Source organism: Paraperibacillus marinus (assembly GCF_046237605.1).
Lineage (GTDB): Bacteria > Bacillota > Bacilli > Bacillales > DSM-1321 > Paraperibacillus > Paraperibacillus marinus.
Genome location: NZ_CP143542.1, coordinates 3,881,243 through 3,905,848, shown reverse-complemented (window position 1 = coordinate 3,905,848; position 24,606 = coordinate 3,881,243). Strand labels below are relative to the sequence as shown.

Below are 24,606 nucleotides of genomic sequence, written 5' to 3'. Positions count from 1 at the left end.
GTCGCTGCTTTTCAAAAGCTAATGGGTTCTGCAAAATTTCCGACTTCATCCTGCACCCATTTATTTTAATTTGAAAAGCACCGTTCTCCGCCTTACTTTGCGGGATATGCGGGACAGGAGAGACCCCGCAGGCGAAGACGAGGAGGCTCACCGCCCGCCCCTAAGGTCCGCGAGTGCCTGCAGCGGAAATCAACCTTCTTGTTCAACAGTTGCAATACTTGTGAATATCCCTTTGATTTACCCAAAAAAGGAGGATAGCGATGATTACAGCATGGATTGGAAGTGCGGCTTTCTTTGCAGTTGCTGTTTTGTATATATTGCTGGCTTTAGGTTTGCCATACGGGGATTTTGCAATGGGTGGAAGGTATAAAGTAATGCCCAGACAAATGAGGGTGGTTTGCCTTATATCGGTATGCCTTCAGTTCGTCGCCATCCTGATTTTGCTGCAGGCAGGTCATGTTATTGCGGTAGATGCTTTAAGAAGCATGGCAACAGGAGCTTGTTATGTTTTTGCATTCTATTTAACCGTCAATACCATTTTCAATGCTTTTTCCAAAAGCAAGAAGGAAAGGCTTGTTATGACACCATTATCACTTCTCACAGCCATTTGTTTTCTGGTTACGGCGATGAACAGTTAATGAAGCCAGCCTTTCAGGGTGAAATGGCGATTAGTTAAGAGAAAAAATTAATAATAGAAAGTAATGGAGTCAGAAAATAATATGTAAAAATTTGGTTCGTCCATTACGAAACAGGGAATGTATAATTGTTTATACTGCGTATAAAAGGTTACCACATAGTAGGTTAGTAGAGCAGGGAGGAAATCATGGTGAAGCACTTTGGTTATTTAGATAGAGAAGAAAGAAAGCAGATTTTTAAGCATGAGCCAGTCGAGTTCACCAGGAATTCCGATTCAGAGCTTTTATCACATGCTCTCGGCGCAGCGCTTTATATGCCCGGCACCCGCTCGCGGATCTCTAATGATGTACTATCTGGTAAATTTTTATCCGGGGCACATGAGGGCCTGACTTCCATGGTGGTCTGCCTCGAGGATTCGATTGCAGATGGCGAGGTAGAGGGGGCAGAGCTCAATCTTGTCACCCAGCTGCAGGATATTAAGCGTGCCGTTGACACGGGCCTTTTCCGGACGCAGGATCTGCCGCTCATCTTTGTCAGGATCCGGAACGCCGGCCAGCTTCATAAGCTCGCTGATAATCTTGGCGGCGCTCTTGAGCTGTTAAGCGGCTTTGTGTTCCCGAAATTTAACGCTAAAGACGGAGAGGTTTATCTCAAGACTCTATCTGAGATTAATCGGGATTATTCCCAGCAGCTCTTTGCCATGCCCATCCTTGAAACACCCGAGATCATTTATAAAGAATCCCGCCTGGACACATTGTTGTCCATAAAGAATCTCCTTGACCGGTACCGCGGGATGATTTTAAATGTGAGAATTGGCGCGACAGACTTCTCCGGCTTATTTGGCATACGGCGGGACCGGGATACCACGATATACAATATTAATGTAATTTCTGACTGCATTACCGATATAATCAATGTATTTGGCAGGCAGGACGGCTATGTGATATCAGGTCCGGTATGGGAATATTTCGGCAGGCAGAGGATCTTGAAGCCGAGGATCAGGCAGACTCCCTTTGAGGTTTCAAGCGAAAGCATGGAGCTGAGAAATGAAATGATCGCCAAGAACGATGATGCCTTGATCCATGAAGTGATCCTCGACGGTTCAAACGGAATCATCGGGAAGACGATCATCCATCCTTCCCACATCAAAGCCGTCAACTCGCTGCATGTGGTCACCCATGAGGAATTTTTGGACGCATCCGCTATAATAGAGAGTGCGGAAAGCTTTAATGGTGTGATTAAAAGCAGCTTTTCCAATAAAATGAATGAAATTAAGCCTCATTATAACTGGGCGAAAAAGATCATTCTAAAGTCAAAAATTTATGGAGTGTTTCATGAACAACAATCTTTCATTGATCTCCTTACCGCAGGGGCAGGGAAATCAATACACATACAGCATACTAGATAATATAAAAGTGGACATAACCGTCAGGGAGAATCCGTTTGGCATCAGCCTGGACACGCTCTTTGGCATGGCTGCCCGCATCAATAAAAAACGCTCATTCCTATTTGTAAGCAAGGTTCTCGGAAAGCATCTGCCTGTGGATCCTGCCGTGCCGCTGCTGACGGGTGCGGCGCTTGCAGCCCGTTATGCGGAAAAAGTGTACGGCTTGACGCATCCGTATATACAGGAGCTGATTGGCGGCATTACCGGGGAGCATAGCCCGAATGCCCGGCTGCTTAATTACCATATCGAGCTTCCGGAGCCGGCTCTTTTTATCGGGTTTGCCGAAACGGCCACTGCCCTTGGGCATTCTGTTTTTGATTTCTGCGAGAATGCGAGTTTCTTCCATACCACAAGGGAACAGCTTTTGGATGCAGAATCTGTTATCACGTTTGAAGAGGAGCATTCCCACGCAACATCGCACCGCTGCTATGTGGATGCCTCCTGGCTTGATAACAGCCGCCCGGTGGTCCTCGTGGATGATGAGGTTACCACAGGCAAGACAGCCTTAAATATCATTGAAAGCATTCATGCGAAGTTCCCGCGGAGTGAATATACGGTAGTATCGATCCTCGACTGGCGCTCGGAGGAGAACAGGGCGAGATATCGTGCCCTTGAGGACCGTCTTGGCATTACCATCCATGAAGTATCGCTTATCTCAGGGGAGATTGAGGCTTTTGGCAGTTCCTTTGAAGGAGAGCAGGAACGCTCTGCATTCGAAGGCCGTCCTGCAGCGATCAAGACGATCGACATGACCGGACTTGAGATCCCAGTCTCTGATTTTGTTTCGGCAGAAGGACTCTCTGCGCCGTACCTGAAGGATACAGGCAGATTTGGCATGTGGGACAGCGTAAAGTTTGATGCCTCACGCTGGATGGAAGAGGCTGCGTCGTTTCTTGCCGGCAAACGTGAAGGAGAAAGAACACTGTGCCTTGGGACCGGAGAATTCATGTTTATTCCGATGAAGCTCGCTTCTCTTATGGGTGAGGGAATCAGCTACCAATCTACCACAAGAAGCCCGATCCACCCTTCAGGCAGGCTCGGCTATGCAATTTCGCATGCCTTCAGCTATACAAGCCCGGAGCACCCTGACACCACTAACTATTTTTACAACATCGGGCCGGACATGTATGACGAGGTGTTTCTATTCCTCGAACGGGAAGTGCCGGAAGAAGCGCTGGCACCACTCCTCGCCCAGCTTGAAAAAGTGATTCCGCTTATTCATGTTGTGCCGATGAGTAACACGACCAGGAGGGTTTAATCATGGAAACCATTCAAACCGTCAGAAGCAGCTACCGGGAGCAGGAAGTTAGGTTCCTCTTGAAGGATATCAGCGGCGCCGATCTTGAACAGAAAACAGAGGACCGGGAAAAACAGATGCAGACGGGCGGCCATTACTCCGAATCACTTCCGATTGAATATCAGCCGTCCCCGGAGTATATCGCCTTGTTCCACGAGTCGCTGGAACGCCATAAATTGAAGCTGGCAGAAGCTGTCCGCACAGCCGCTGAAAAGATCCGCGCTGAAAAAGGGGACCATATCGTCCTCGTATCCCTTGCGCGTGCCGGCACTCCTGTCGGCATCCTGATCAAGAGATACCTGGCGCATGCCTTTAATATCGAGGTGCCGCACTATAGTGTCTCCATCATCAGGGGACGCGGACTTGATCTCAATGCGTTGTCTTATATCGTGAAAAAGCACGGCGCAGCGGCTGTTCAATTTGTGGACGGATGGACCGGCAAAGGCGCGGTCACAAAGGAACTGATGAGCTCTGTTGCAGAGTTTAATGCATCCCGGGGCACAGGGGTTTCGGCGAGCCTCGCTGTCCTTGCCGATCCCGGGGAATGTGCGGATATTTACGGGACGCGTGAGGATTTCCTGATTCCGAGTGCCTGCCTGAACTCGACTGTTTCCGGACTCGTCAGCCGCACGGTATTGAATGCCGATCTGATTGGGCCGGATGATTTTCATGGAGCTAAGTATTATCGTGAATTTGAGGCAGCGGATTTATCCAATGATTTTATTGATAAGGTCACAGCAGGCTACCCCGCGACAACCGGGTTGGAGTCTTCAAGCCTTCCGAAAACCTGGAACGGACTTCGGGATATTGAGAAAGTTCAGGCCCTATTTGGCATTGAAAATATCAATCTGATCAAACCGGGTGTCGGGGAGACAACCAGAGTGCTGCTGCGCAGGGTTCCATGGAAAATCCTCGTGAAGGATGCGGAGAATCCGGAACTGAAGCATATATTGTATCTGGCAGAAGAGCGCGGTGTACCGGTAGAAACTTATAGCGATATGACGTATTCCTGCATGGGGCTGATACAGCGGGTTGGAGGGGAACAATGATATTTGCGACCGATTTAGACCGTACCATGATTTACTCCAAGCGCGCCTGCGGCCATGAGCTCGAACGCTCCGATATTGCGGTTGTCGAGAAGACACCAGAACGGGAAATTTCCTATATGACCGAAAAGGGAATTGAGCTGCTCCGAAAAGTTAATCAAACGATTGATTTAATTCCGGTGACCACGAGGACAGTTGATTTATACCGCCGCATCGGGCTATTCCGTGACAGCATTGTGCCAAGGTATGCCGTGGTCAGCAATGGCGGAACCATCCTTGTTGATGGCAGACTGGATGAAGAGTGGGCCGCGCTCCTTAGGCGGAAGCTTGAAGACGAGTGTGCGCCCCATCAGGATGTGATGAAAAAGCTTGAAGAAATCCAGCATGAGGACTGGGCGCTTGGCTCCCGGGTGTGTGACAATTTGTTCTGCTTTACAAGCGTCCGGGATGATCGGGTTCCGCACGATGTCATTGAAGATTTCGGCCATTGGCTTGGGGAACAGGGCTGGAGTCTTTCTCTGCAGGAAAGGAAGCTGTATCTGCTGCCAAATGCCGTCAACAAGTGGGCGGCTGTCGCTTACCTGAAGGAGAGGACCGGTGCTGCGGCCGTTGCCGCCGCCGGGGACTCTCTGCTTGATATGTGCATGCTCGATGTCGCAGATATCGCCTACACGCCCCGGCATGGAGAGCTGTTCCAAAAGGGAAGTGGTCTTCCCGGCAGGGTAAAGGTGACAGAATCAGCCGGCATTTCAGCCGCCGAGGAAATCCTTGAAGGCGTTCTTGGGTCTTTTGATGGAATTATCGTTGGGAACACTGGTGAAAGTGGTGTAAGATAGAACTATACTGATTTTATTGGAAAGAAGCTGAAACAGATGCCTAAATTTCTCTCTTCTCAGTTTATTGACATAAAACAAGAGGATTGGGCAGGCATCCTGAGAACTCCAGTTGATTCGAGGGGTACACCGGCAGCCGGGGAAGGAGATTCCTCCAGGCAGGTAGCTGGAGTTTTTCTTGGGGTGCATCCCGATCCGGATGATTATCTGGAGCTGTTATATGAGCTCGCCCATGAATTTCCCGTGAACGTGAACATCCTAAGCGAAAACCTCAATAAGCAGATCGAGCCGGAGAAATTCCAGGCAGTCCAGAGGATCCTGATGATTCTCCAAAATGAAAAGCTTTCCATCAACCGGTTCATCGCCTTCATGGAAGGGGAGAAGCTGATTCCCCAATTCCAGGATCCGGGGAGCCAGAAAAAAATCCGGGAAGCATTCAAAACAGTGCTTGAGCGGTTTGATGAAGGAAACACCGGCGGCCTGCAGCATCCGGATTTCCGGAGGACGTCTGTTGATCTTGTAAAATGGATGTGGAATCATGCCTATCCATGGATGGAGGCAGCGAGATTTCCCGCCAGCGCCCCGAAAATAATCTGGTATGGTCCTGCTTCAAAGAGCGAGGCATACTTTTTATACTTCCTGATCCTGCTGGGCCTGGATGTGCTGATTTTTAACCCCGCCGGAAGCAATGACCTGAGGGCGGCGGACACCGAGCATGAAATTCCGGTCCTCGAGTTCGGCTCAGTCCAGGAAAAACTGGTTCCCATCCCTGAAACAAAGCCTGTCAGGAGGACGACGGTCGCCTTCCGTGCATCCAGGGAAATTGAGCGGGTCCTCCACACCGATGACTCCATGCTGTATAAGCCGTGGCAGTTCAGATCTTATACACCCGCAGGCCTTACCTTGAAGACTACATATGATGAGCTTTTCATTCTGGCAAAAGAAAAGGCCTTCATCCGGCCGAACTTTGAAGTGCGGGATGAGACGGTCTGGATTCCCAATCTATTCGCAAAAGTATCCGGCATCTCGAAGAACCGCCGGGAATACTGGGACCGGGCCAGGGCATTCTCGGAAGGGGAACTGGCACTTAAGATTAGTGCTTATCCATTTTCCCGGGAAGGAAAGGCGAACCATGTGTTCCATTATCAGCATTCGCTTGGAACAGACGGCAGCCTGGACCCTGATAAGATGCTCGAAGGTTCGTGGTGGCGTTATAAACAGCTTCCCTCCGGCCTCCAGCATGGCATAGCCCATGCCATATCGCGGTACTGTGCGAATCCTAGATTGAAGAGACTGCAGCATGAAAGCAGGCAGGACCTGCAGCTGTATCTGTTCAATCAGGCAATGGACATCCCGCTTGATACGATGAGGCTGCTGCAGAAGTTTGATTATGCGCAGGAAGTGCCGCGGCTCGTGCTCTTCAGGTCTGATCAGGGCGGGAACCACCTGAGCCGCTCCGATGCCAGCCTGCTTCTCCTGCTGAATGAAATCGGGGTGGACATCATCATCCTGAATCCGACCGGACAGAATGATATCGAGATGTATGTGGATGAAGAGCATTATGACACCCATTGGCTTGAGGATGTAAGCTTTGAACAGGATACTGGCGAGACTTCGCTGTTTAAGAAATTCTTCAAAAAAATCTTCTAAAAAGGGGAACAGACGTATGAACAATCCTAATTCTCTTGAAACGATCAGCCTCGAAAAAATAGATGAAACGATGGAGCAGAAGCCTTCGGAGCTGAAGGTGCAGCTCAGGAACCATCCGGAAGTCACACAGCTTGCAAAAAATATCGACCACAAAAACCAGATTGCCCTGCTCGAATTCGGCAAAGAGCCTGCCAATGAAATCTCCAACTTCTCAGGCAGGATCCTGAATTCCATCAAATCCAGCAGCATGGAAGAGTCCAGCGCACTCATCAAGCATCTCGGCAAGATCATGGACAAGTTCGACAGCAAGGATTTCGCAAAAGAAAAACGCGGCCTGATTTCGAAGGTGTTCAACCGCGGCCAGAAGCTTGTGGAGAAGCTCATGAGCAAATATCAGACCATGGGCTCTGAAATCGATAAGGTATATGTGGAAATCGTGAAATACGAAGACGATATGAAAAAGTCCACTACTACATTAGAACAGCTGTATGAACAGAATTACCTGTATTATATGGAGCTGGAGAAATATATTGTGGCCGGTGAAATGAAATCCGAGGAACTGAAGCAGCAGCTTCCAGAGCTTGAAGCAAAAGCCCAGACAGGAAACCAGCTGGCCGTCATGGAGCTTGACAGCATGCGGAATGCCATCGAGCTCATCGACCAGCGCGTCTATGACCTTGAAATGGCCAAGCAGGTTGCCTATCAGTCTGCCCCTCAGATCCGGATGCTGCAAAGAGGGAACACAAAGCTGATCGGTAAAATCAACTCAGCCTTTGTGACGACGATCCCGATCTTTAAGTCAGGCCTCATCAATGCGATTGCCGCGAAGAGACAGAGCCTGGTGGCCGAGTCCATGAGCGAGCTTGACCGCCGCACCAACGAGATGCTGCTCAAGAACGCACAGAACATCTCCCAGCAAAGCGTCAACATCGCCCGGATGTCCGGCCAGCCAAGCATCAAGGCCGAAACACTCGAAGAAACCTGGCAGATCATCATGCGCGGAATGCAGGAAACCAAAGCCATCGAAGACGAAAACATCCGCATCCGCGAAGAAGGCAAAAAACGCCTCAGCCAGCTTCAGGAAAACTTCAAAAACCGCCAGATCACAGGCTGATAAAAGGGGGACAGTCCCCCATTTCCCGTGCGTGAAACCCCAATGTATCACGGATTCCCGCGCTGCTGTGATTATTTCCCGGACCCTGCTCCATGTTTGGAGCAGGGTCCGGCTGTTTTCAGGCTGTTTTTTATACTGGGAATTACCGGGTGATAGGGACAGTGATCCTAAATTTTGATAGAATATAGGCATACATAGATACTAGAAAAAGGGGATGGTAGACGGTTGGCACAGGAATGGATTACAGAATTTTTAAGTGGTGCTGGTAAGCTCCTTCTTCATCCTTTATTTTATATAAGCTTCTTGTTTGCGCTCCTCATCGGCGATCTCCGGATCAAAAGGGAGCGCCGGGATTTTAACACCCGGGTCGAGGATATGTACCTCGAGCTCAGGCATGTGCCGGCAGGCCTTGTCATGGGACTCATCTTGTCCGTCCTTGCCATCGCTGCCGGCCTGACAGTCCCGGCTGCCTTGCTCGTAATCATTGCCCTGCTGTCGATCCTGGCCTGCGCGGTGTTCAAGCTTAAGCTGCTTTCACCCGCCTTCACGGTGGGCCTGAGCTTCTTTATCCTGTTTTTGATAAACGGCCGTGACATCCCGGTCCCGTTATTTGAGGAAGCGTTTCAGTCGCTGAATGAGGCGGTCTATCCGTCGGCAGCTGTCCTGCTTGGTCTCCTCCTCACGGTGGAAGGGCTTCTGATTGGCAGAGACGGACCTATCAAGACTTCACCCAAGCTGATCAAATCCAGGCGGGGAGCGCTTGTCGGAGCACATGTATCAAGGAGGCTGTGGCTTGTCCCGCTGTTCCTCTTTATTCCCGGCGGAAGCCTTGAACCGCCCTTCTCCTGGTGGCCGGTCTTCACCCTTGGCGACAGCACCTTCACGCCCGTGCTCGTCCCATTTTTGATCGGATTCTCCCAGAGAGTACAGGGATTTCTGCCAAAGGAATCCATCAAACTCAATGGCAGGCGCACAGCGTTTCTCGGCGTAATCGTTCTTCTCCTCGCAGCGGCAGGCTGGTTTTATGAAGAACTCGCCATCGCAGCAGCCGGCTTGGCGGTGCTTGGCAGGATGATGCTTCATTTCCTGCAGAAGCAAAGCGAAGAAAGACGGCCGTTCTACTTCTCAAGACAGGATCAGGGCCTGATGATCCTCGGAATCATCCCAGGATCACCCGCTGCCAGGATGGGACTCGAAGTGGGCGAGATCGTTACAAAGGTCAATGGAGTGAAAGCACTGAATGAACAGCAATTCTACGAAGCCCTTCAGCGGAACGGCGCCCACTGCAAGCTCGAAGTCCTCAACACCAACGGCCAGATCCGCTTCGTCCAGCGCGCGCTGTACGAAGGCGAGCATCATGAGCTTGGCATTTTGTTTGTCCAGGAGCAGAAGAAGAGGGAAGCCGCTGGGTGATTGTAATTGTGATTTTTCATAATTAATTGGAAATTCGGCAAAATTCACCGGGAAATTTGACATAATTCATTGAGGTAATTGTTCACTTTAGCAAAAATGTATTCTTAACTAAGAAGCCCCTAAAATAACTATATTTAAGGGCTTCTTTTTTATATGCAGATTTGTGTAACTTTGCTCATAATGTTACATGAAAAAAGTTCTTTACTTGAAATAACTTACGATAGAATGCCACGTGATCTTTCCGCTTAACTAAACATAAATCGTTGTTTTTTCGCTCTTTTCGTGCCTAATAAACTTTTGATCAATGCAAGTGGCCCCGTGGTTTAGCAAGGTGCAGCATAGCTCTGTCTTAGCTGGGAGGATGAATTTCTTTGTTCCTGCTCAAGTAGAAATAGGCATGATGACATATGTTATTTCTCATCTGAAACGGGAACCGTTCTGAAACGAAATTTAACATACTTTAATTGTTGATGCTGAAAAAGACTTTAAGCTTGTACTGAAATATGCTTAAAATTTTCTACATCAAATAATCCCAGATCTGTTAGTTTTAATGCAGGGATGACAGGTAATGCCAGGAAAGAAAGGGTTAGAAAAGGATTGAATTTCTTTGAAGCCTCTATGTAATCTAATCCTTTTTTTAATTCCATTAATTCACTGTATACCTTTTCTGCCGGTTCATCAGATAGTAAACCTGCAATAGGTAAGGCGAGAGAAGCTATTAGTTTTTCATTTTCGACAATTACTAAACCTCCACCGATCTGTTTGACCGTTTCTATTGCAAATAGTATATCCTTGTCATTCGTTCCAGCTGTAATTATATTATGCGAATCATGAGCTATAGTAGTTGCAAGTGCCCCTCTTTGAATGCCTAACCCTTTAACAATACCCAATCCTATATGACCAGTCTGGTGATGTCTTTCTATAACAGCGATCTTAAGTTGGTCTCGTTCGATGGAAGGCTGAAAGCACTTATCTATAACATCCACTTCTTCTACTTGATGTTTCGTTACTAAACTATTCGGGATGATTTCAATAATATGAGCTGAGTTACTTTCTCTCAACTGGATTTGAAGCTGTTCTAACGTAATATCCCCCATGTTTATACTACTTAGTAACGGCTTACTTGGATTTACTTTACAACTATCTTGATCCAAATATTCTCCGTTTTGTGCTACTAATTTTCCGCCTGAATATACTTCCTCTATTTTAATCTGTTTTAAATCAGTCATTATTAGAAAATCTGCATCATACCCTGGAGCAATTGCCCCCTTGTGCTTTAATCCATAACATTCTGCAGCACTAAATGAAGCCATTTGAATGGCGTTAATTGGATCCACTCCATGTTGAATAGCTAATTTTACATTATGGTCTATACTTCCCTCATATAGTAAATCATCAATATGTTTATCATCTGTTCCAAATAAACAACGCCTTGCATTTTTATCCGTCACCACATCAATCAATTGTGGCAAGTCTTTAGCTACTGATCCTTGTCTAATAATAAGGTACATCCCTCGTTGCAAGCGGTCCTTTGCTTCACTAATGGATATAGCTTCATGATCTGTTTTAATACCTGCTGTCGTATATATGTTAATCGCATCTTGATCTAAGCCAGCAGCGTGACCATCTATTTTAACACCTCTTGCTTTAGCATCGAATAGTTTATTTAACATACTTTCCTCAGCATTACTGACAGAAGGGAAATCCATAACCTCCCCCAGCCCTAAAACTCTTGGATGATTATAAAACGGAGCTAAATCTTCGGCTTTCAATATTGCTCCAGCATGCTCAAAGGGTGTAGCGGGCACACATGAAGGTAACATTATATAAACATTTAGTGGTAGGTCTTCAGTGCTATCTAACATATAATGAATTCCTTCAGTTCCTGCTACATTAGCGATTTCATGAGGATCAGCGATGATGGTTGTAACTCCATGTGGTAATACTACCTTTGCAAATTCTCTTGGAGTAACCATAGAAGATTCAATATGTACATGACTATCAATAAACGAAGGAGAAATATACTTACCAGTTGCATCTATGACTTGTTCCCCCTCATAATTTCCAAGACCTACAATCACACCATCCTCTATAGCAACGTCTGCTTCGATTAGATCCTGATTAAATACATCAATAATTTTACCGTTCTTAATCACTAATTCGGCTTTTTTTCTTTTGGATGCAGCTTCAATTCTATTCTTTAGAAGTTCCTTCGATTCCTTTTGGGTATATTGCTTTTTTCTCATTAAAATCCCCTTACTTTTTCAAAATTTTATCAACACACGCTATATTAGGTATTTCCTTTTAGATCATAGGTTATATAGTAACATTTAAAATTTATATAGTCGGGAATATAGCTCTTAATATGCCGGTGTTAGAAAAGTGTTTTAGTGAGTAACCATAGGAAAAATTAAACGTTTAAATAATTGAGAAAGAAAAGTCAGTATATGGGAATCAAATTTAAAAAAGAAGGACTTACATTTAGCTAATAATACTCGAATTGTCAAGAATAAATTGGAGGATTGAAAGGTTCTGGATTACAAATCCAAACCCTTGGTACATAAGGGTAACGGTATTTTTTAATGTTAAGAAGGATTTACACCTTTTCAAGGACTTATTATTTGCGATAGGAGTTTTTGGCAACCGCAATACTGCATCAAAACGAATGACCACAAAACATAAGGTTGATTACCTTTATTTCACAGAAAAATTTACAGAAAGATACCATAAGGAAACTTTGTGAAGCATTGTCCTTAGCCATAGGGTGCGATCGTTGAAGAATGCGGGGCTGCTTAAGCAGCATTTTTGTTATTTCACTATGCATATAAAAAAAAGGCAATAAGCCACTTATCTTTAACTTTTTCTAGATATTTTAAAACCATTATCAATCTTTTCGAAACCAATCCTTGGATAATATTCCATTGCAATAGGAGAAGCAAGAAGTAATAAGACAACTTCTTCTCCAATATGTTCATGTACTAACCTCACAAGTTCTCTGCCTATGCCTTTATTTTGATACGCTTTATTTACAGCTAAATCTGACAGGTAACAACTATAACTATAATCAGTAATAGCCCTGGCAACGCCAACGGGTTGGTTATGATCCCAAGCTGTAATAATAACATTAGAATTATCAATCATAGTTTGAAGTCTTTTCAAATCATCAGATGGTCTTTTTATACCAGACATTTTAAAGACATTTGCAAGTTCGTCAGCTTTAATTGTTTCATTTACTTTATAAGTAATTCGAGTAACTGTTTCCAATATATCTCCCCCATTTGGTTATTTCAAATATTGTATCATAGCAGTATTTTCTTTTATGCAAAATTTTCTTCTTCAACTCCCTCAGTTTAATTCGATTTTCTTCCGAATGCTCGCTTATTCGCAGGATTTCAACCACCAAGGATATCATCCTTTGACTGTAGGAAGTAAATTGAGGACATTTAGGCTACATGGAGGCATGATTAAATAGAGGAGTAAGTTTCCTTCTCCATATTCTACCATATAATGCACATCTCCACGCCGCCCCTGGAGGCTTTCCCTCCCATGTCTCAACGGGTCAATGCCCTCTCATTCCTTCGTTATGCCTACCCAAGGGGTGGAGGCCAGTTATGCTAACGCAACGGGTCAGAGCCCTTTTGTTGAAGAAACCTGGTACTCCGTACATATTTGAAATCCTACGAATAAGCCAACACTCGATCTAAGAGAGTTCTCTTCGAGAACAATAAAATGGATTAAACTACGCTGCCAACTCCGTTAATGATTGAACTTTCTTGGCACAATACGATTCGTTTTTGCGTGCTATTCCTACGAATATCCGGGCTAACTTTCCAACTAACTTCATAATGGATTTCATCTTTTTCATTTTCTTCACTTTAACATTGTTGGAGTGAATGGCCTTAAATTCCGGGTTGTTCATCACTAGGCTCATAGTGGCCAAGTAAAGGAAACGCCTAAGCCTTGATCTTCCACGTTTGGAAATGACAATTTGCCCTTTCCACTTTCCTGAACTAGCTTCAGCGAGATGGAGTCCTGCATGGCGAAGTAAAGAATTGCCGTGTGAAAACCCACTTAAATCTCCGGCTTCCCCTAAAATACCAGCTAACGAAATTTCACTAATTCCCTTTATCATAAGCAATTTATCTGCAAATGGAATTTTAGGCAGTTCATCCTTAATTGCTAGTTCCACTCTTTCCAGTTGTTTTACCGCTAGATCATACTCTTCGAGTAATTGTTCAAGATGAAATTTGTAAGCCTCTATCGCTTGTCTTGTACCAACAGATTTCCTAGCTACATTGAGCAGTAAATAGGCTTTCTTTAACCCAGGCTGTCGCTTCATGAGTGACTTCCAACCGGACACTATGTCTTCAGGATTCATGGAACCCAGTTCCATTGGGGACGGGAAAAGCCTTAGTGTGGCAATCGCACCTTTAGCAGTGATGTCTTTAAATACTTGCCTAAGCTCAGGGAAAACTATATCCACCCAGCGATTTAATTGATTAACAGAGCTGACAAGTCTTTTAACAATGACATCCCGGTTGGACATTAGAACCCTAAGTTTTTCAAACAACTCAGAGGTATTCCTGACAAAGGCATAGTAACCATTCTTCACCATATCGGCTATTACAAGAGCGTCTTTCTTATCACTCTTGGATTGTGTATTATCACGGTTTTCTTTATTTCTTTTCACCAGATGAGGATTAACAGTTACTACCTCAATATCTTTTTTTATTAGCCATTTTGAAAGGTTGATCCAGTAATGACCTGTAGGTTCCATCCCGACAATAGCTGCCTCTAACTTATGTATTCTTTTAAGATTATTTAACCAGATTAATAGGGTCGAAAAACCGTCTTCATTGTTTGAGAAAGTAATTGGATCTCCTACAACAATCCCGCGGAAATTGACAGCTCGTGCAACGTGAAACTGTTGTGCAATATCAACCCCAACAACGAGATGCTTATCGGTTATTCTCTCTATTAGTTGATTTTGTTTGTCCTGCATTTTAAACTTCATAGTAAGGGTTCCTCCTAAGGTTTTGAGTTAGAGTCGTGTCTTACTCATATCTTACTGAGGAGCCCTATTTTTTTCAAAGTTGAAAAATAACGATCTACAGGAATGCTAATGGGTGAGTTAGTTTAACAAGCGAACAAAAAAGTCGAGTCCTTATCAATACAGGAAATCGACTTTTTTAGATTCAAGTTTGCTTAGCGTATAAAATTTCCGAAATGTTGGCGGTACTCCTATTTCTTCTAAGACAGAACATTAAATTGACAAAAAGGGATACTAGAGGTATTTGAACATCTAAACCCAATGAGGAAATATAACTATACGCAAAATAACAGCCAAGACAACACGTATAATAGGCAAATGTCTATTCCTCTTTGAACATGGACACATACACTACTTTTGAAACAATTTGAGGAGGAGATATATAATGGAAAGACAATTCTTTGGAGGTTATGGCGGTCATCATGGATATGGTGGGTATCCTGGTCATGGATATGGTGGTTATCCTGGTCATGGATATGGTGGCTATCCTGGTCATGGATATGGTGGCTATCCTGGTCATGGATATGGTGGTTATCCTGGTCATGGATATGGTGGTTATCCTGGTCATGGATATGGTGGCTATCCTGGTCATGGATATGGTGGTTATCCTGGTCATGGATATGGTGGTTATCCTGGTTATGGATATGGTGGTTATCCTGGTTATGGTTATGGCGGTCATCGTTGATTCCATCACGGATACCATTGTTAATCAACTAACAGAGTGCTTTACTTCGATAAGGAGTAAGGCTTTTTCTTGTTCAACAAAGGGCAGTTTAATATGGATACATATTATTAGGATTGAGTTGGATGGGGGGATCAGAATGGATAGGGAACTTGAAGAAATTATTGTAAAAGCATTTTTTTAAAAGAAAATCCAACAAAGAGTTCTATTCAAGTAGATCACTTTTCTTCTGGAAGGGATCTAAATTGATTCATCGGCTGCTTCGGCCGCCCGCATACATTTTCTTAGATCTTTAATTAACAAGAAATATATACAAAAACTGATCTGATATCAGACCAGTTTTTCTTTTGGATAATCGCAATACTCAATGATTGTGCCTTCAGTGTCTGCTGGATTAAGATAAACCAGCCGTCTTCCGTGTTTGTTGATTCTTAATGTTCCTTCTAAAGTGCGAATTCCTATGTTTTTAAGTTCATCTAGTGCTTGATCCAGATCATCGACTCGGTAAGCAATATGATGAACTCCTTTCCCTTTTTGTTTAATAAAACGAGCTATTGGCGAGGTTGTGTTGTTGGTTGGAGAGAGCAATTCGATTCGGTCCCCATTAACCTCCATAATGGCAACCTCACTTTCAACTCCTGCAGATTCACTTATATATCGGTCTATCAATAATCCATTTAGCACTGTTTTATAAAAAGAAATACTGTTCTCTATGTCACGGACAGCTATCCCGATATGATCGATTTTTTTGATCATGGCTAAATCTCCTCAAAATTTATATTTATTTTAGCATTAAAAATTTTCTATTTAACACAATTTCAAAAAATCAGGCGGTTAGTTTTGGAAATTTTTTATAAATATGGCTTTAGCTCAGGAACAAAAACGGGGCGAACAGTTAAACCTATTCGATAAAAAATCCGGTATTTATTTTTATATCGACTCTTCCAACAATTAGGTATTCAACTAAAGGGTGCGTTGGTTAAATAAGGTAGGCTGCTTTCGCAGCTCTGTTATATTAAAATTGGGGAATTGAACAGAACGGGTAATAATGAATAAAATGTATAATATTACACTTAAAGGATATTTATGGTAATGTTTTATATAGGGAGTGATTTAATGCAAATCTTACTTATTCGTCATGGTCAATCAGAAGCAGACTTACTTAACGTTCATGAGGGAAGTGCAGATTATCCATTAACTAAGGAAGGAATTTATCAAGCAACAAGGATGGCAAGTAGAGTAATGAAGGAGTTTCCTCCAGAATATATATGGTCGAGTACACAAAAAAGGGCTAGAAAAACTGCCGAAATCCTAGTAGAAAAGATTGGGTGCCCAATCGAATATTTAAAAGAACTTCGTGAACATGATAATGGAAATTTAGCAGGTAAGTCTAAAGAAGAAGTCTCGTTTCCTTGGGAATTGCAGCCTCATGAAAAATTTGGTGAATATGGGGAATCTGCTATGGAGTTTCGTGCTAGAGGAGAACATATCTTTGCTTCCATTAAAGAAGAAAGCAAAAATTATAAACGTATAGCAATTGTTACACATGGTGGAATGATTTCGAGAATTATTGATAGTTTTCTTGGTTTACCTTTTGTGAATAATATTTATTTCAAGACAGACGATACGGGTATTCACTTATTGGAATATACAGAAAATGTAAGAGTAATTAAGTTTTCTAATAGTTCAACCCACTTAGAATAATAATTAATGGTATCGCAACGGAGTGTAGACTGGGATTGGAGCTCTGGTAAAAGAGTGGGTGCGTTTCTACAATAAGTAGAGACGCATTAAGTCAATTAAGGAATAATACGATGTAAATTATGTAATTATGGTTGTTCAAAGTATTTATGGAGTTGAAAAACCTCAAAATTATTTTTAATAAGGAAATAATAGAATTTTGTTATTTGGCAGATACAACCATTAACTTTGATATGTATATCTACCCCGATCAATATGAAGTAACAAGCTGATAAACTAAAGATTTTTGATACAGATAGCAACTGATTGTGAAAGAATGTACTTAAACTAATGGGTGCGTTAGCATTCCTGTAGATCGTTATTTTTCAACTTTGAAAAAAATAGGGCTCCTCAGTAAGATATGAGTAAGACACGACTCTAACTCAAAACCTTAGGAGGAACCCTTACTATGAAGTTTAAAATGCAGGACAAACAAAATCAACTAATAGAGAGAATAACCGATAAGCATCTCGTTGTTGGGGTTGATATTGCACAACAGTTTCACGTTGCACGAGCTGTCAATTTCCGCGGGATTGTTGTAGGAGATCCAATTACTTTCTCAAACAATGAAGACGGTTTTTCGACCCTATTAATCTGGTTAAATAATCTTAAAAGAATACATAAGTTAGAGGCAGCTATTGTCGGGATGGAACCTACAGGTCATTACTGGATCAACCTTTCAAAATGGCTAATAAAAAAAGATATTGAGGTAGTAACTGTTAATCCTCATCTGGTGAAAAGAAATAAAGAAAACCGTGATAATACACAATCCAAGAGTGATAAGAAAGACGCTCTTGTAATAGCCGATATGGTGAAGAATGGTTACTATGCCTTTGTCAGGAATACCTCTGAGTTGTTTGAAAAACTTAGGGTTCTAATGTCCAACCGGGATGTCATTGTTAAAAGACTTGTCAGCTCTGTTAATCAATTAAATCGCTGGGTGGATATAGTTTTCCCTGAGCTTAGGCAAGTATTTAAAGACATCACTGCTAAAGGTGCGATTGCCACACTAAGGCTTTTCCCGTCCCCAATGGAACTGGGTTCCATGAATCCTGAAGACATAGTGTCCGGTTGGAAGTCACTCATGAAGCGACAGCCTGGGTTAAAGAAAGCCTATTTACTGCTCAATGTAGCTAGGAAATCTGTTGGTACAAGACAAGCGATAGAGGCTTACAAATTTCATCTTGAACAATTACTCGAAGAGTATGATCTAGCGGTAAAACAACTGGAAAGAGTGGAACTAGCAATTAAGGATGAACTGCCTAAAATTCCATTTGCAGATAAATTGCTTATGATAAAGGGAATTAGTGAAATTTCGTTAGCTGGTATTTTAGGGGAAGCCGGAGATTTAAGTGGGTTTTCACACGGCAATTCTTTACTTCGCCATGCAGGACTCCATCTCGCTGAAGCTAGTTCAGGAAAGTGGAAAGGGCAAATTGTCATTTCCAAACGTGGAAGATCAAGGCTTAGGCGTTTCCTTTACTTGGCCACTATGAGCCTAGTGATGAACAACCAGGAATTTAAGGCCATTCACTCCAACAATGTTAAAGTGAAGAAAATGAAAAAGATGAAATCCATTATGAAGTTAGTTGGAAAGTTAGCCCGGATATTCGTAGGAATAGCACGCAAAAACGAATCGTATTGTGCCAAGAAAGTTCAATCATTAACGGAGTTGGCAGCGTAGTTTAATCCATTTTATTGTTCTCGAAGAGAACTCTCTTAGATCGAGTGTTGGCTTATTCGTAGGATTTCAAATATGTACGGAGTACCAGGTTTCTTCAACAAAAGGGCTCTGACCCGTTGCGTTAGCATAACTGGCCTCCACCCCTTGGGTAGGCATAACGAAGGAATGAGAGGGCATTGACCCGTTGAGACATGGGAGGGAAAGCCTCCAGGGGCGGCGTGGAGATGTGCATTATATGGTAGAATATGGAGAAGGAAACTTACTCCTCTATTTAATCATGCCTCCATGTAGCCTAAATGTCCTCAATTTACTTCCTACAGTCAAAGGATGATATCCTTGGTGGTTGAAATCCTGCGAATAAGCGAGCATTCGGAAGAAAATCGAATTAAACTGAGGGAGTTGAAGAAGGAAGGCTGCTTCGGCAGCCTTTTTTGTTTGGCTGTTTTCGTATAGTTAGTTGTTTTTGAAATCTTTGGATGCTTAGAAAAAAATAATTCATCACTCATAGCGATTATACATCTTGAATAGTCTTAATGGCCTTATGGAGACTGGAGAACGAGGTAACTCCATCTAGTTTTATTCCTAAATTGACCATAGTTTGGGCAATTTCTGGACGTATTCCAGTAAGAGCCACTTTAACACCGATTAATTTAAGTGCGTCTACTACCTTGATAAGGTGGTTTGCAACCATAGTATCAATAATTGGCACACCTGATAAATCAATGATTACCCAGTTTAACCCTAGATCTGTTCCATAATTAAGGGCTTTCTCCATTAGATCTTGTGCTCTATTTGTATCTATATCACCAACAAGAGGAAGGACACCAATCTCCTCTGTAATTCTTACCATTGGAATGGAAAGTTCTAAAGCAGTAATTTCAGCAGCCTGTATACGGGCTGTATATGTTTTCGTATAGGATAAGCTAAGCCAATGTACAGCTCGGTCAACAACAGAATCAAAACGAGAAATTAATACATAAAATTCTTCAAGTGATAAATTTGTCTTTATGGACTCATCTTTAATAACTTCACCAATAGTATTACGATAAAACCGAACCTCTTCAACCGCCAGGTCCAATGGTAAATTTAAATCGACTAAAAGGTGTACACTTTTGTTCCCCCACTCTGTCAAATGGGTATATGTTTCTTCTGTATCTTCGGAAATCGAATCGGCAAAGATTCTTATAAGTTCCTCTCTCCAGGACCGTAATTTTTCATCATTTACATCCGAATAGACGGTTATATCAGCATTATATCGCTGTCGAGCTAATTGTTCTTTTAGGCTTCGTACTTTATCGGCAATCTTGTGTATGATATGGATTGAGGTCTCCAAAATGGGTTCATCTCCTTTTAATGGAATTTAAAGTTGGAATACTGGTTTTTATGGCATTTTATTTTATCATTGTTCTCATATGAACAAAAGATATAACTATTAGACTCCCTTTCAATAGAGAGGGTAACTAAGCAGTGTCTTTAGATTTCAACACTTATTTATTATGCGTACAATTGTAACATTCATTATGGTATCTTGTCGGAATAGGGTGAGTTGTTATGTAAAAATATGGAAATAATTAACTGAATTAAAGAGACTTATCACTAACGGGTGCGTTAGTTAAAAAGTAAGACTGCTATTCCCCCTTAAAAAAATCCATTTATTATGGTAGTGTTCACCATAAGGATCGATCGGTGAAAAATCAGCCAGTTGGAGAGGTGGAAATCTACAGGTAACAGAGATTACAATGTTCTTATATGTCTGTTTTATACAGTGATCTTTGAGAGTAGTGACGTATATTCTCTGCATCCGGAATTCTATTTAGAAGTATAAGGAAGGCGATATATATGAAATCGAATCATTCTTCATCTACATTGGGCGGGTTCATCAAATCACGCAGGGAACGGCTGCAGCCATCGGAGGTGGGAATACAGCCGTTGCCTGGGCGAAGGCGCACTCCGGGACTTCGGAGAGAAGAAGTCTCTTATCTTGCTAATATCAGTGTGACCTACTATACCTGGCTGGAGCAAGGAAGAGAGGTTAATCCTTCACCGGAAGTGCTGCTAAATATCAGCAATGCACTGCAACTTGACGAAGATGAGCAGAAGCATTTGTTTGATCTAGCAAATATAGACCCGGCGAGTGTCGGTACAGAGCCGATTAGCGGAGAGCCAGATACCGGATTTTTGAAAAAAATTGTAAATCAAATGCACTATCCTTCTTTCATCACGGGTGAAGGTTCGGATGTTATTGCCTGGAATCGAGCAGTAGAACTAATCATAGCCGATTTCGGCAGTCTGCCGGAAAACGAACGGTATATGTTAAACATTATGTTTTTTAAGCCCGATTACCGCAAAAAACTGGTAAATTGGGAAGACTTTGCCCGTTACACCGCTGCGGTTTTGCGCTCAAGCGTCGACCGCTACAAGGACAACCCGTTGTACATGGAACGGTTCGAACGCTTAAAACGGGAAAGTGAGGACTTTGCGTATTTCTGGGACCTTTACGAAATCAAGCAAAAACGTGTAAAGACTGCTTTATTTCGTCTTCCAGACGGGCAGGAGATGGAGTTTGAGCTCCATTTCGCGGCTGCTATAGATAACGATGCGGGCCTTCACTGGTGTTTCTTTGTCCCGGTACCCGGTTCAGGCACAGAGGAAAGATTATTGCGTTTACTGGAGCAGGACAGGCTCCTTCAACAGAACGATTAATATTACATCCGGATTGAATCGGGTGGTCATACAGCCAATGATTAGACTGTTACTCCCGTTAATAGTATAAACGTGCTGTGGTTAGCTCCCTCCAGTTGCAGGTATGATACAGAGGAATTCAACGATTGGAGGATGTTTATCATGCAAACATGGTTTATTACAGGAGCGTCAGGAGGCTTGGCTTCACGCATAACTCGCCGTTTACTTGAAAGAGGAGACCGTGTTGCCGCAACGGTACGTAAGCCGGGTGTGCTGGATGATCTGCAGGCACAATATGGTTCCCAATTATGGCAGGCTAGGTTAGATTTGACAAACCCGCAGCAAATTGCTGAGGTGGTGGAGAGTGCATTTTCAGAACTGGGTACGATCGATGTGTTTGTCAACAATGCCGCCTATGGATTGTATGGTGCGGTGGAGGAAGCAAGCGACAGTCAGATCGAGCATATGTTCATGACCAATGTGCTTGGATCACTGCACGCTGCGCGAGCAGTCCTGCCTTTTTTCCGTAACCAGGGAGGCGGACACATTGTACAGATTTCAAGTATGGCGGGTCATTATTCTATTCCGGGTATGGGGCTGTATAGTTCTTCAAAATGGGCGGTCGAAGGTGTCTTTGAAGCGTTGGCCAAGGAAGCGGCGCCGTTCGGCATTAAGACAACCATCGTGGAGCCCGGCGGAATCCGCACAAATTTCGCTGGAGGCAACGCTGTATTCGGAGAGCGGATGGACGTATACCGGGATACGGAGGCCGGCCAATTAGTTAGCATGATGAAGGGGGAAGTGCCCGGTTTAGATATGAGCATGCTTGAAAAAATGGTTGTCGGTGATCCGGATAAAATGGCGCAGCAGATTATACATCGTGTCGATCAGGGAGATGGTCCAATACGTATGGCGCTGGGCAGTGACGCCTATAAGAAAATACGGGCGTCCCTGTTGGAAAAATTAGCTGCATTGGAAGAGCAGAAAGGACTGGCTTACTCCACTGATGCAGATGATGTGATAAAACAAGTTTAAACGTCAAAGCCACTCCTTACAATGGGTGGTTTCTTTGCGTCCTTTGGCTTTTGGTAAATTTACCTGGATTGTCAAAAACTAAATCAGACAATTCTTTTAAGGGTGGGCGATCCATTAAGCTTACTTAACTAACGGGTGCGTTAGTTAAATAAGGTAGGCTGCTTTGGCAGCTCTTTTTATTGTTTTACTTACGGGGAGATTAGTTAAAGAAGGATTACCTATTTGAAGGGAGAATACTAAAAAAGTATCGCATTGTTTATTATTCAAACGATTTAGGGAGATAATTATGAGTTATAAAATTGTATTTTTCGATGTTGATGGGACTATTACAAATCACGAAGATGGCAGTATTCCTATCTCTACAGTTGAAGCAATTAATAGTTTGAAAAGAAAAGGGTTAAAGGTGGTGGCAGCAACAGGTAGACCACTCTCAATGTGTAAGGAACTGAAAGAATTAGGTATAGAAACATTTATAACAGCAAATGGGGGTTACGTGAAACACTTGCAAGAGGTTATTCATAAAGTACCAATGAATAAAGGCATAATTCAAGAAGTTATGGAATTTGCGAAATTAGAAAATAACGGTTTATCATTTTATACAGAAGAAATTAGTATGAACGGTATAACAGAGAACGAAATCTTAACGGCGTTAAAGGAAACTTTGTCTCTTAATGAGTATCCTGAAAGTCATCCCATAATACATAATGAAGACGTATTCTTATTATGTTTGTTCGCAAATGATGAAACAGTTGAGAAGTACAAACTAAGGTTTCCGCATCTAACATTTAGACGATGGCACCCATATGTCTTAAATATTTTGCAGGATGATGTATCAAAGTCCCTGGCAATCCTAAAAACTTTGGAATTTTTTAATATCGATAAATCAGAAGCAATTGCTTTTGGTGATGGTGGAAATGATATTGATATGCTGGAACTCGTAGGTCTTGGTATAGCAATGGGTAACGGAAGTGAAGAATTAAAAAATGTTGCGGATTTTGTAACGAAAAAATCCAGTGAAGATGGTATTCATTATGCATTAAAAAGGTATGAAATTATTTAAATAGATTCCAGTGTGAGTTAGATGAGTAATAAAAGCTAATGGGTGCGTTAGCCATCCATGAATCGCACAAATCAGCGATTCACCACAGAGAATGAAAATAGGCTGTGCCGACTATACTGTATATTGCTGGAGAAGAAGGTTTTTGAACTATGGTGCCTAGAGCCCATCCGTTAGTCTGACACGGGCGGCCACGGTGTACCACCGACTGTCGCACCCCTAATGGGTAGCACTCATGGGAGATTAATCCTAATTCTGGTTGTTGCTCCAGCTGCTCTTATTATACTCCAACTAGAAAGGCTTGAACCCAAGCCATGTACCACCAATTTTATATCTAACTTTTATGAGACCCAGCCTCTTTTTAAAAACTGGTTTTTCTGGGCTTATTTTGTATGCCTTTTTTCAGTTTTTATTTTCATGGGAGTTTAACAAGCTTGTTTGTACTATTTCTCCTTGTTTTGGACAGATCGATCAATGAGTGAAATGGCTGGGGGTTCGGTCGATACCACATCTATAATATGATTTAAAGCATTGATCCCATAATGCTTGTATGTCCAGGGGGAAAGTCGGAAGCAATAGTACTTAATTTGACAAAATCTAAATATCTGGATTTTGAATAAATACAGAAACCCCTGCACCGTTTGTTTAAGTGTATTTTTTCTGCTGCCCTGTTTGTAGTATAAAGAAAAAAAGCTACCAAAGGCAGCTAAGACAAATATATTATTGTAACCACTTTTTAATATCATTGATAGCTTGTAAATGCATTCCTTCATGGAAGATGGTTCGAATTAAGACTTGTTCGATTGTTCGCATCCCCATTTCAGTAGGAGGATACTCATCTTCCAAACGGTGTCCATACTTTTCCATCAACTTGAACGGTTGTTCTTTCAGTAATTTCTTTAGTTCTATATAAGAGGGTGTTTCCACTGAGAAATAAACTGGTGTTGTACCATAACTAAACCATTTACGAAAAGTATCTGGGACCTCTGTCTTCTCCTTTGTTAAAGCCTCAATCCACAGATATTGGTCAAGATATATATGTCCCATATTCCATCTAATATTATTTTTAAACTTATTCGGGACTATTTCGGCTTCACTCGCACTGATTCCGTTTAAACTATCTAAAATTTCTTGTCGGTAAGTTTCTAACTGTTTGAAGAGAATTATATGGCGTTCTTTCATTTTTTTACTCCTTTAAAAAAATGGGTTTTTTTATATTTTATAATTCGATCATTCCGTC

The 24,606-nt window shown here is 42.7% G+C and carries 20 protein-coding genes; 14 read left to right on the top strand and 6 right to left on the bottom strand.

Annotation, left to right across the window (positions count from 1 at the left end):
• Positions 1-260: 260 nt before the first annotated feature.
• From V1498_RS19770 to V1498_RS19735, 8 genes are all read left to right on the top strand, one after another.
• Positions 261-638 carry a hypothetical protein gene (locus tag V1498_RS19770; RefSeq protein ID WP_409295676.1) on the top strand — a complete coding sequence of 126 codons (378 nt, stop codon included), beginning with the start codon at positions 261-263 and terminating at the stop codon, positions 636-638.
• 188 nt (positions 639-826) lie between these two features.
• Entirely contained in the window at positions 827-2,044 is a 1,218-nt protein-coding gene (locus V1498_RS19765) for an HpcH/HpaI aldolase/citrate lyase family protein (RefSeq protein ID WP_409299382.1), read from the top strand.
• Complete coding sequence (locus V1498_RS19760; RefSeq protein ID WP_409295674.1) at positions 1,971-3,341, top strand: phosphoribosyltransferase family protein; 1,371 nt, start codon at positions 1,971-1,973, stop codon at positions 3,339-3,341. Before V1498_RS19765 ends, V1498_RS19760 begins: the two co-directional genes overlap by 74 nt.
• Before the next feature lie 2 nt (positions 3,342-3,343).
• A complete protein-coding gene (locus V1498_RS19755) occupies positions 3,344-4,429 on the top strand; it encodes a cysteine protease StiP family protein (RefSeq protein WP_409295672.1) in 1,086 nt (361 codons plus the stop codon).
• A complete protein-coding gene (locus V1498_RS19750; protein WP_409295671.1) occupies positions 4,426-5,262 on the top strand; it encodes an HAD family hydrolase in 837 nt (278 codons plus the stop codon). The genes V1498_RS19755 and V1498_RS19750 overlap by 4 nt, the downstream gene beginning before the upstream one ends.
• Positions 5,263-5,298: 36 nt before the next feature.
• Positions 5,299-6,909 (top strand): YceG family protein, encoded by a 1,611-nt coding sequence (locus tag V1498_RS19745; protein ID WP_409295669.1) that lies wholly within the window; start codon positions 5,299-5,301, stop codon positions 6,907-6,909.
• Between the two features lie 16 nt (positions 6,910-6,925).
• Positions 6,926-8,023, top strand: a complete 1,098-nt coding sequence (locus V1498_RS19740; RefSeq protein WP_409295667.1) for a toxic anion resistance protein — start codon at positions 6,926-6,928, stop codon at positions 8,021-8,023.
• Between the two features lie 225 nt (positions 8,024-8,248).
• A complete protein-coding gene (locus V1498_RS19735; protein ID WP_409295665.1) occupies positions 8,249-9,436 on the top strand; it encodes a PDZ domain-containing protein in 1,188 nt (395 codons plus the stop codon).
• Positions 9,437-9,921: 485 nt separating this feature from the next.
• On the opposite strand, the gene ade is transcribed toward V1498_RS19735, so the two are convergent.
• The 3 genes from ade to V1498_RS19720 form a co-directional block, all read right to left on the bottom strand.
• Entirely contained in the window at positions 9,922-11,682 is a 1,761-nt protein-coding gene (gene ade / locus V1498_RS19730; RefSeq protein WP_409295663.1) for an adenine deaminase, read from the bottom strand.
• Between the two features lie 607 nt (positions 11,683-12,289).
• Positions 12,290-12,700 carry a GNAT family N-acetyltransferase gene (locus tag V1498_RS19725; protein WP_409295661.1) on the bottom strand — a complete coding sequence of 137 codons (411 nt, stop codon included), beginning with the start codon at positions 12,698-12,700 and terminating at the stop codon, positions 12,290-12,292.
• 475 nt (positions 12,701-13,175) lie between these two features.
• Positions 13,176-14,450 (bottom strand): IS110 family transposase, encoded by a 1,275-nt coding sequence (locus tag V1498_RS19720; protein WP_409295331.1) that lies wholly within the window; start codon positions 14,448-14,450, stop codon positions 13,176-13,178.
• 446 nt (positions 14,451-14,896) lie between these two features.
• On the opposite strand from V1498_RS19720, the gene V1498_RS19715 reads away from it, so the two are divergent.
• Positions 14,897-15,352: a hypothetical protein gene (locus V1498_RS19715; protein WP_409295659.1), complete on the top strand. Its 456-nt coding sequence runs from the start codon at positions 14,897-14,899 to the stop codon at positions 15,350-15,352.
• Positions 15,353-15,498: 146 nt separating this feature from the next.
• On the opposite strand, the gene V1498_RS19710 is transcribed toward V1498_RS19715, so the two are convergent.
• Complete coding sequence (locus tag V1498_RS19710) at positions 15,499-15,924, bottom strand: VOC family protein (RefSeq protein WP_409295657.1); 426 nt, start codon at positions 15,922-15,924, stop codon at positions 15,499-15,501.
• A gap of 360 nt (positions 15,925-16,284) precedes the next feature.
• On the opposite strand from V1498_RS19710, the gene V1498_RS19705 reads away from it, so the two are divergent.
• Both V1498_RS19705 and V1498_RS19700 read left to right on the top strand, forming a co-directional pair.
• Positions 16,285-16,872 carry a histidine phosphatase family protein gene (locus V1498_RS19705; RefSeq protein ID WP_409295656.1) on the top strand — a complete coding sequence of 196 codons (588 nt, stop codon included), beginning with the start codon at positions 16,285-16,287 and terminating at the stop codon, positions 16,870-16,872.
• A gap of 445 nt (positions 16,873-17,317) precedes the next feature.
• Entirely contained in the window at positions 17,318-18,592 is a 1,275-nt protein-coding gene (locus V1498_RS19700) for an IS110 family transposase (RefSeq protein WP_409295654.1), read from the top strand.
• Positions 18,593-19,103: 511 nt separating this feature from the next.
• On the opposite strand, the gene V1498_RS19695 is transcribed toward V1498_RS19700, so the two are convergent.
• A complete protein-coding gene (locus V1498_RS19695; RefSeq protein WP_409295652.1) occupies positions 19,104-19,925 on the bottom strand; it encodes an STAS domain-containing protein in 822 nt (273 codons plus the stop codon).
• 506 nt (positions 19,926-20,431) lie between these two features.
• On the opposite strand from V1498_RS19695, the gene V1498_RS19690 reads away from it, so the two are divergent.
• From V1498_RS19690 to V1498_RS19680, 3 genes are all read left to right on the top strand, one after another.
• On the top strand, positions 20,432-21,295 hold the full coding sequence (locus V1498_RS19690; RefSeq protein ID WP_409295651.1) for a helix-turn-helix transcriptional regulator: 864 nt from the start codon (positions 20,432-20,434) through the stop codon (positions 21,293-21,295).
• Between the two features lie 177 nt (positions 21,296-21,472).
• Positions 21,473-22,309 carry an SDR family oxidoreductase gene (locus tag V1498_RS19685; RefSeq protein ID WP_409295649.1) on the top strand — a complete coding sequence of 279 codons (837 nt, stop codon included), beginning with the start codon at positions 21,473-21,475 and terminating at the stop codon, positions 22,307-22,309.
• Positions 22,310-22,595: 286 nt separating this feature from the next.
• Positions 22,596-23,369, top strand: a complete 774-nt coding sequence (locus V1498_RS19680; RefSeq protein WP_409295647.1) for a Cof-type HAD-IIB family hydrolase — start codon at positions 22,596-22,598, stop codon at positions 23,367-23,369.
• Between the two features lie 717 nt (positions 23,370-24,086).
• Here V1498_RS19680 and V1498_RS19675 read toward each other — a convergent pair.
• Positions 24,087-24,548, bottom strand: a complete 462-nt coding sequence (locus tag V1498_RS19675; RefSeq protein WP_409295646.1) for a DinB family protein — start codon at positions 24,546-24,548, stop codon at positions 24,087-24,089.
• Positions 24,549-24,606: the final 58 nt, after the last annotated feature.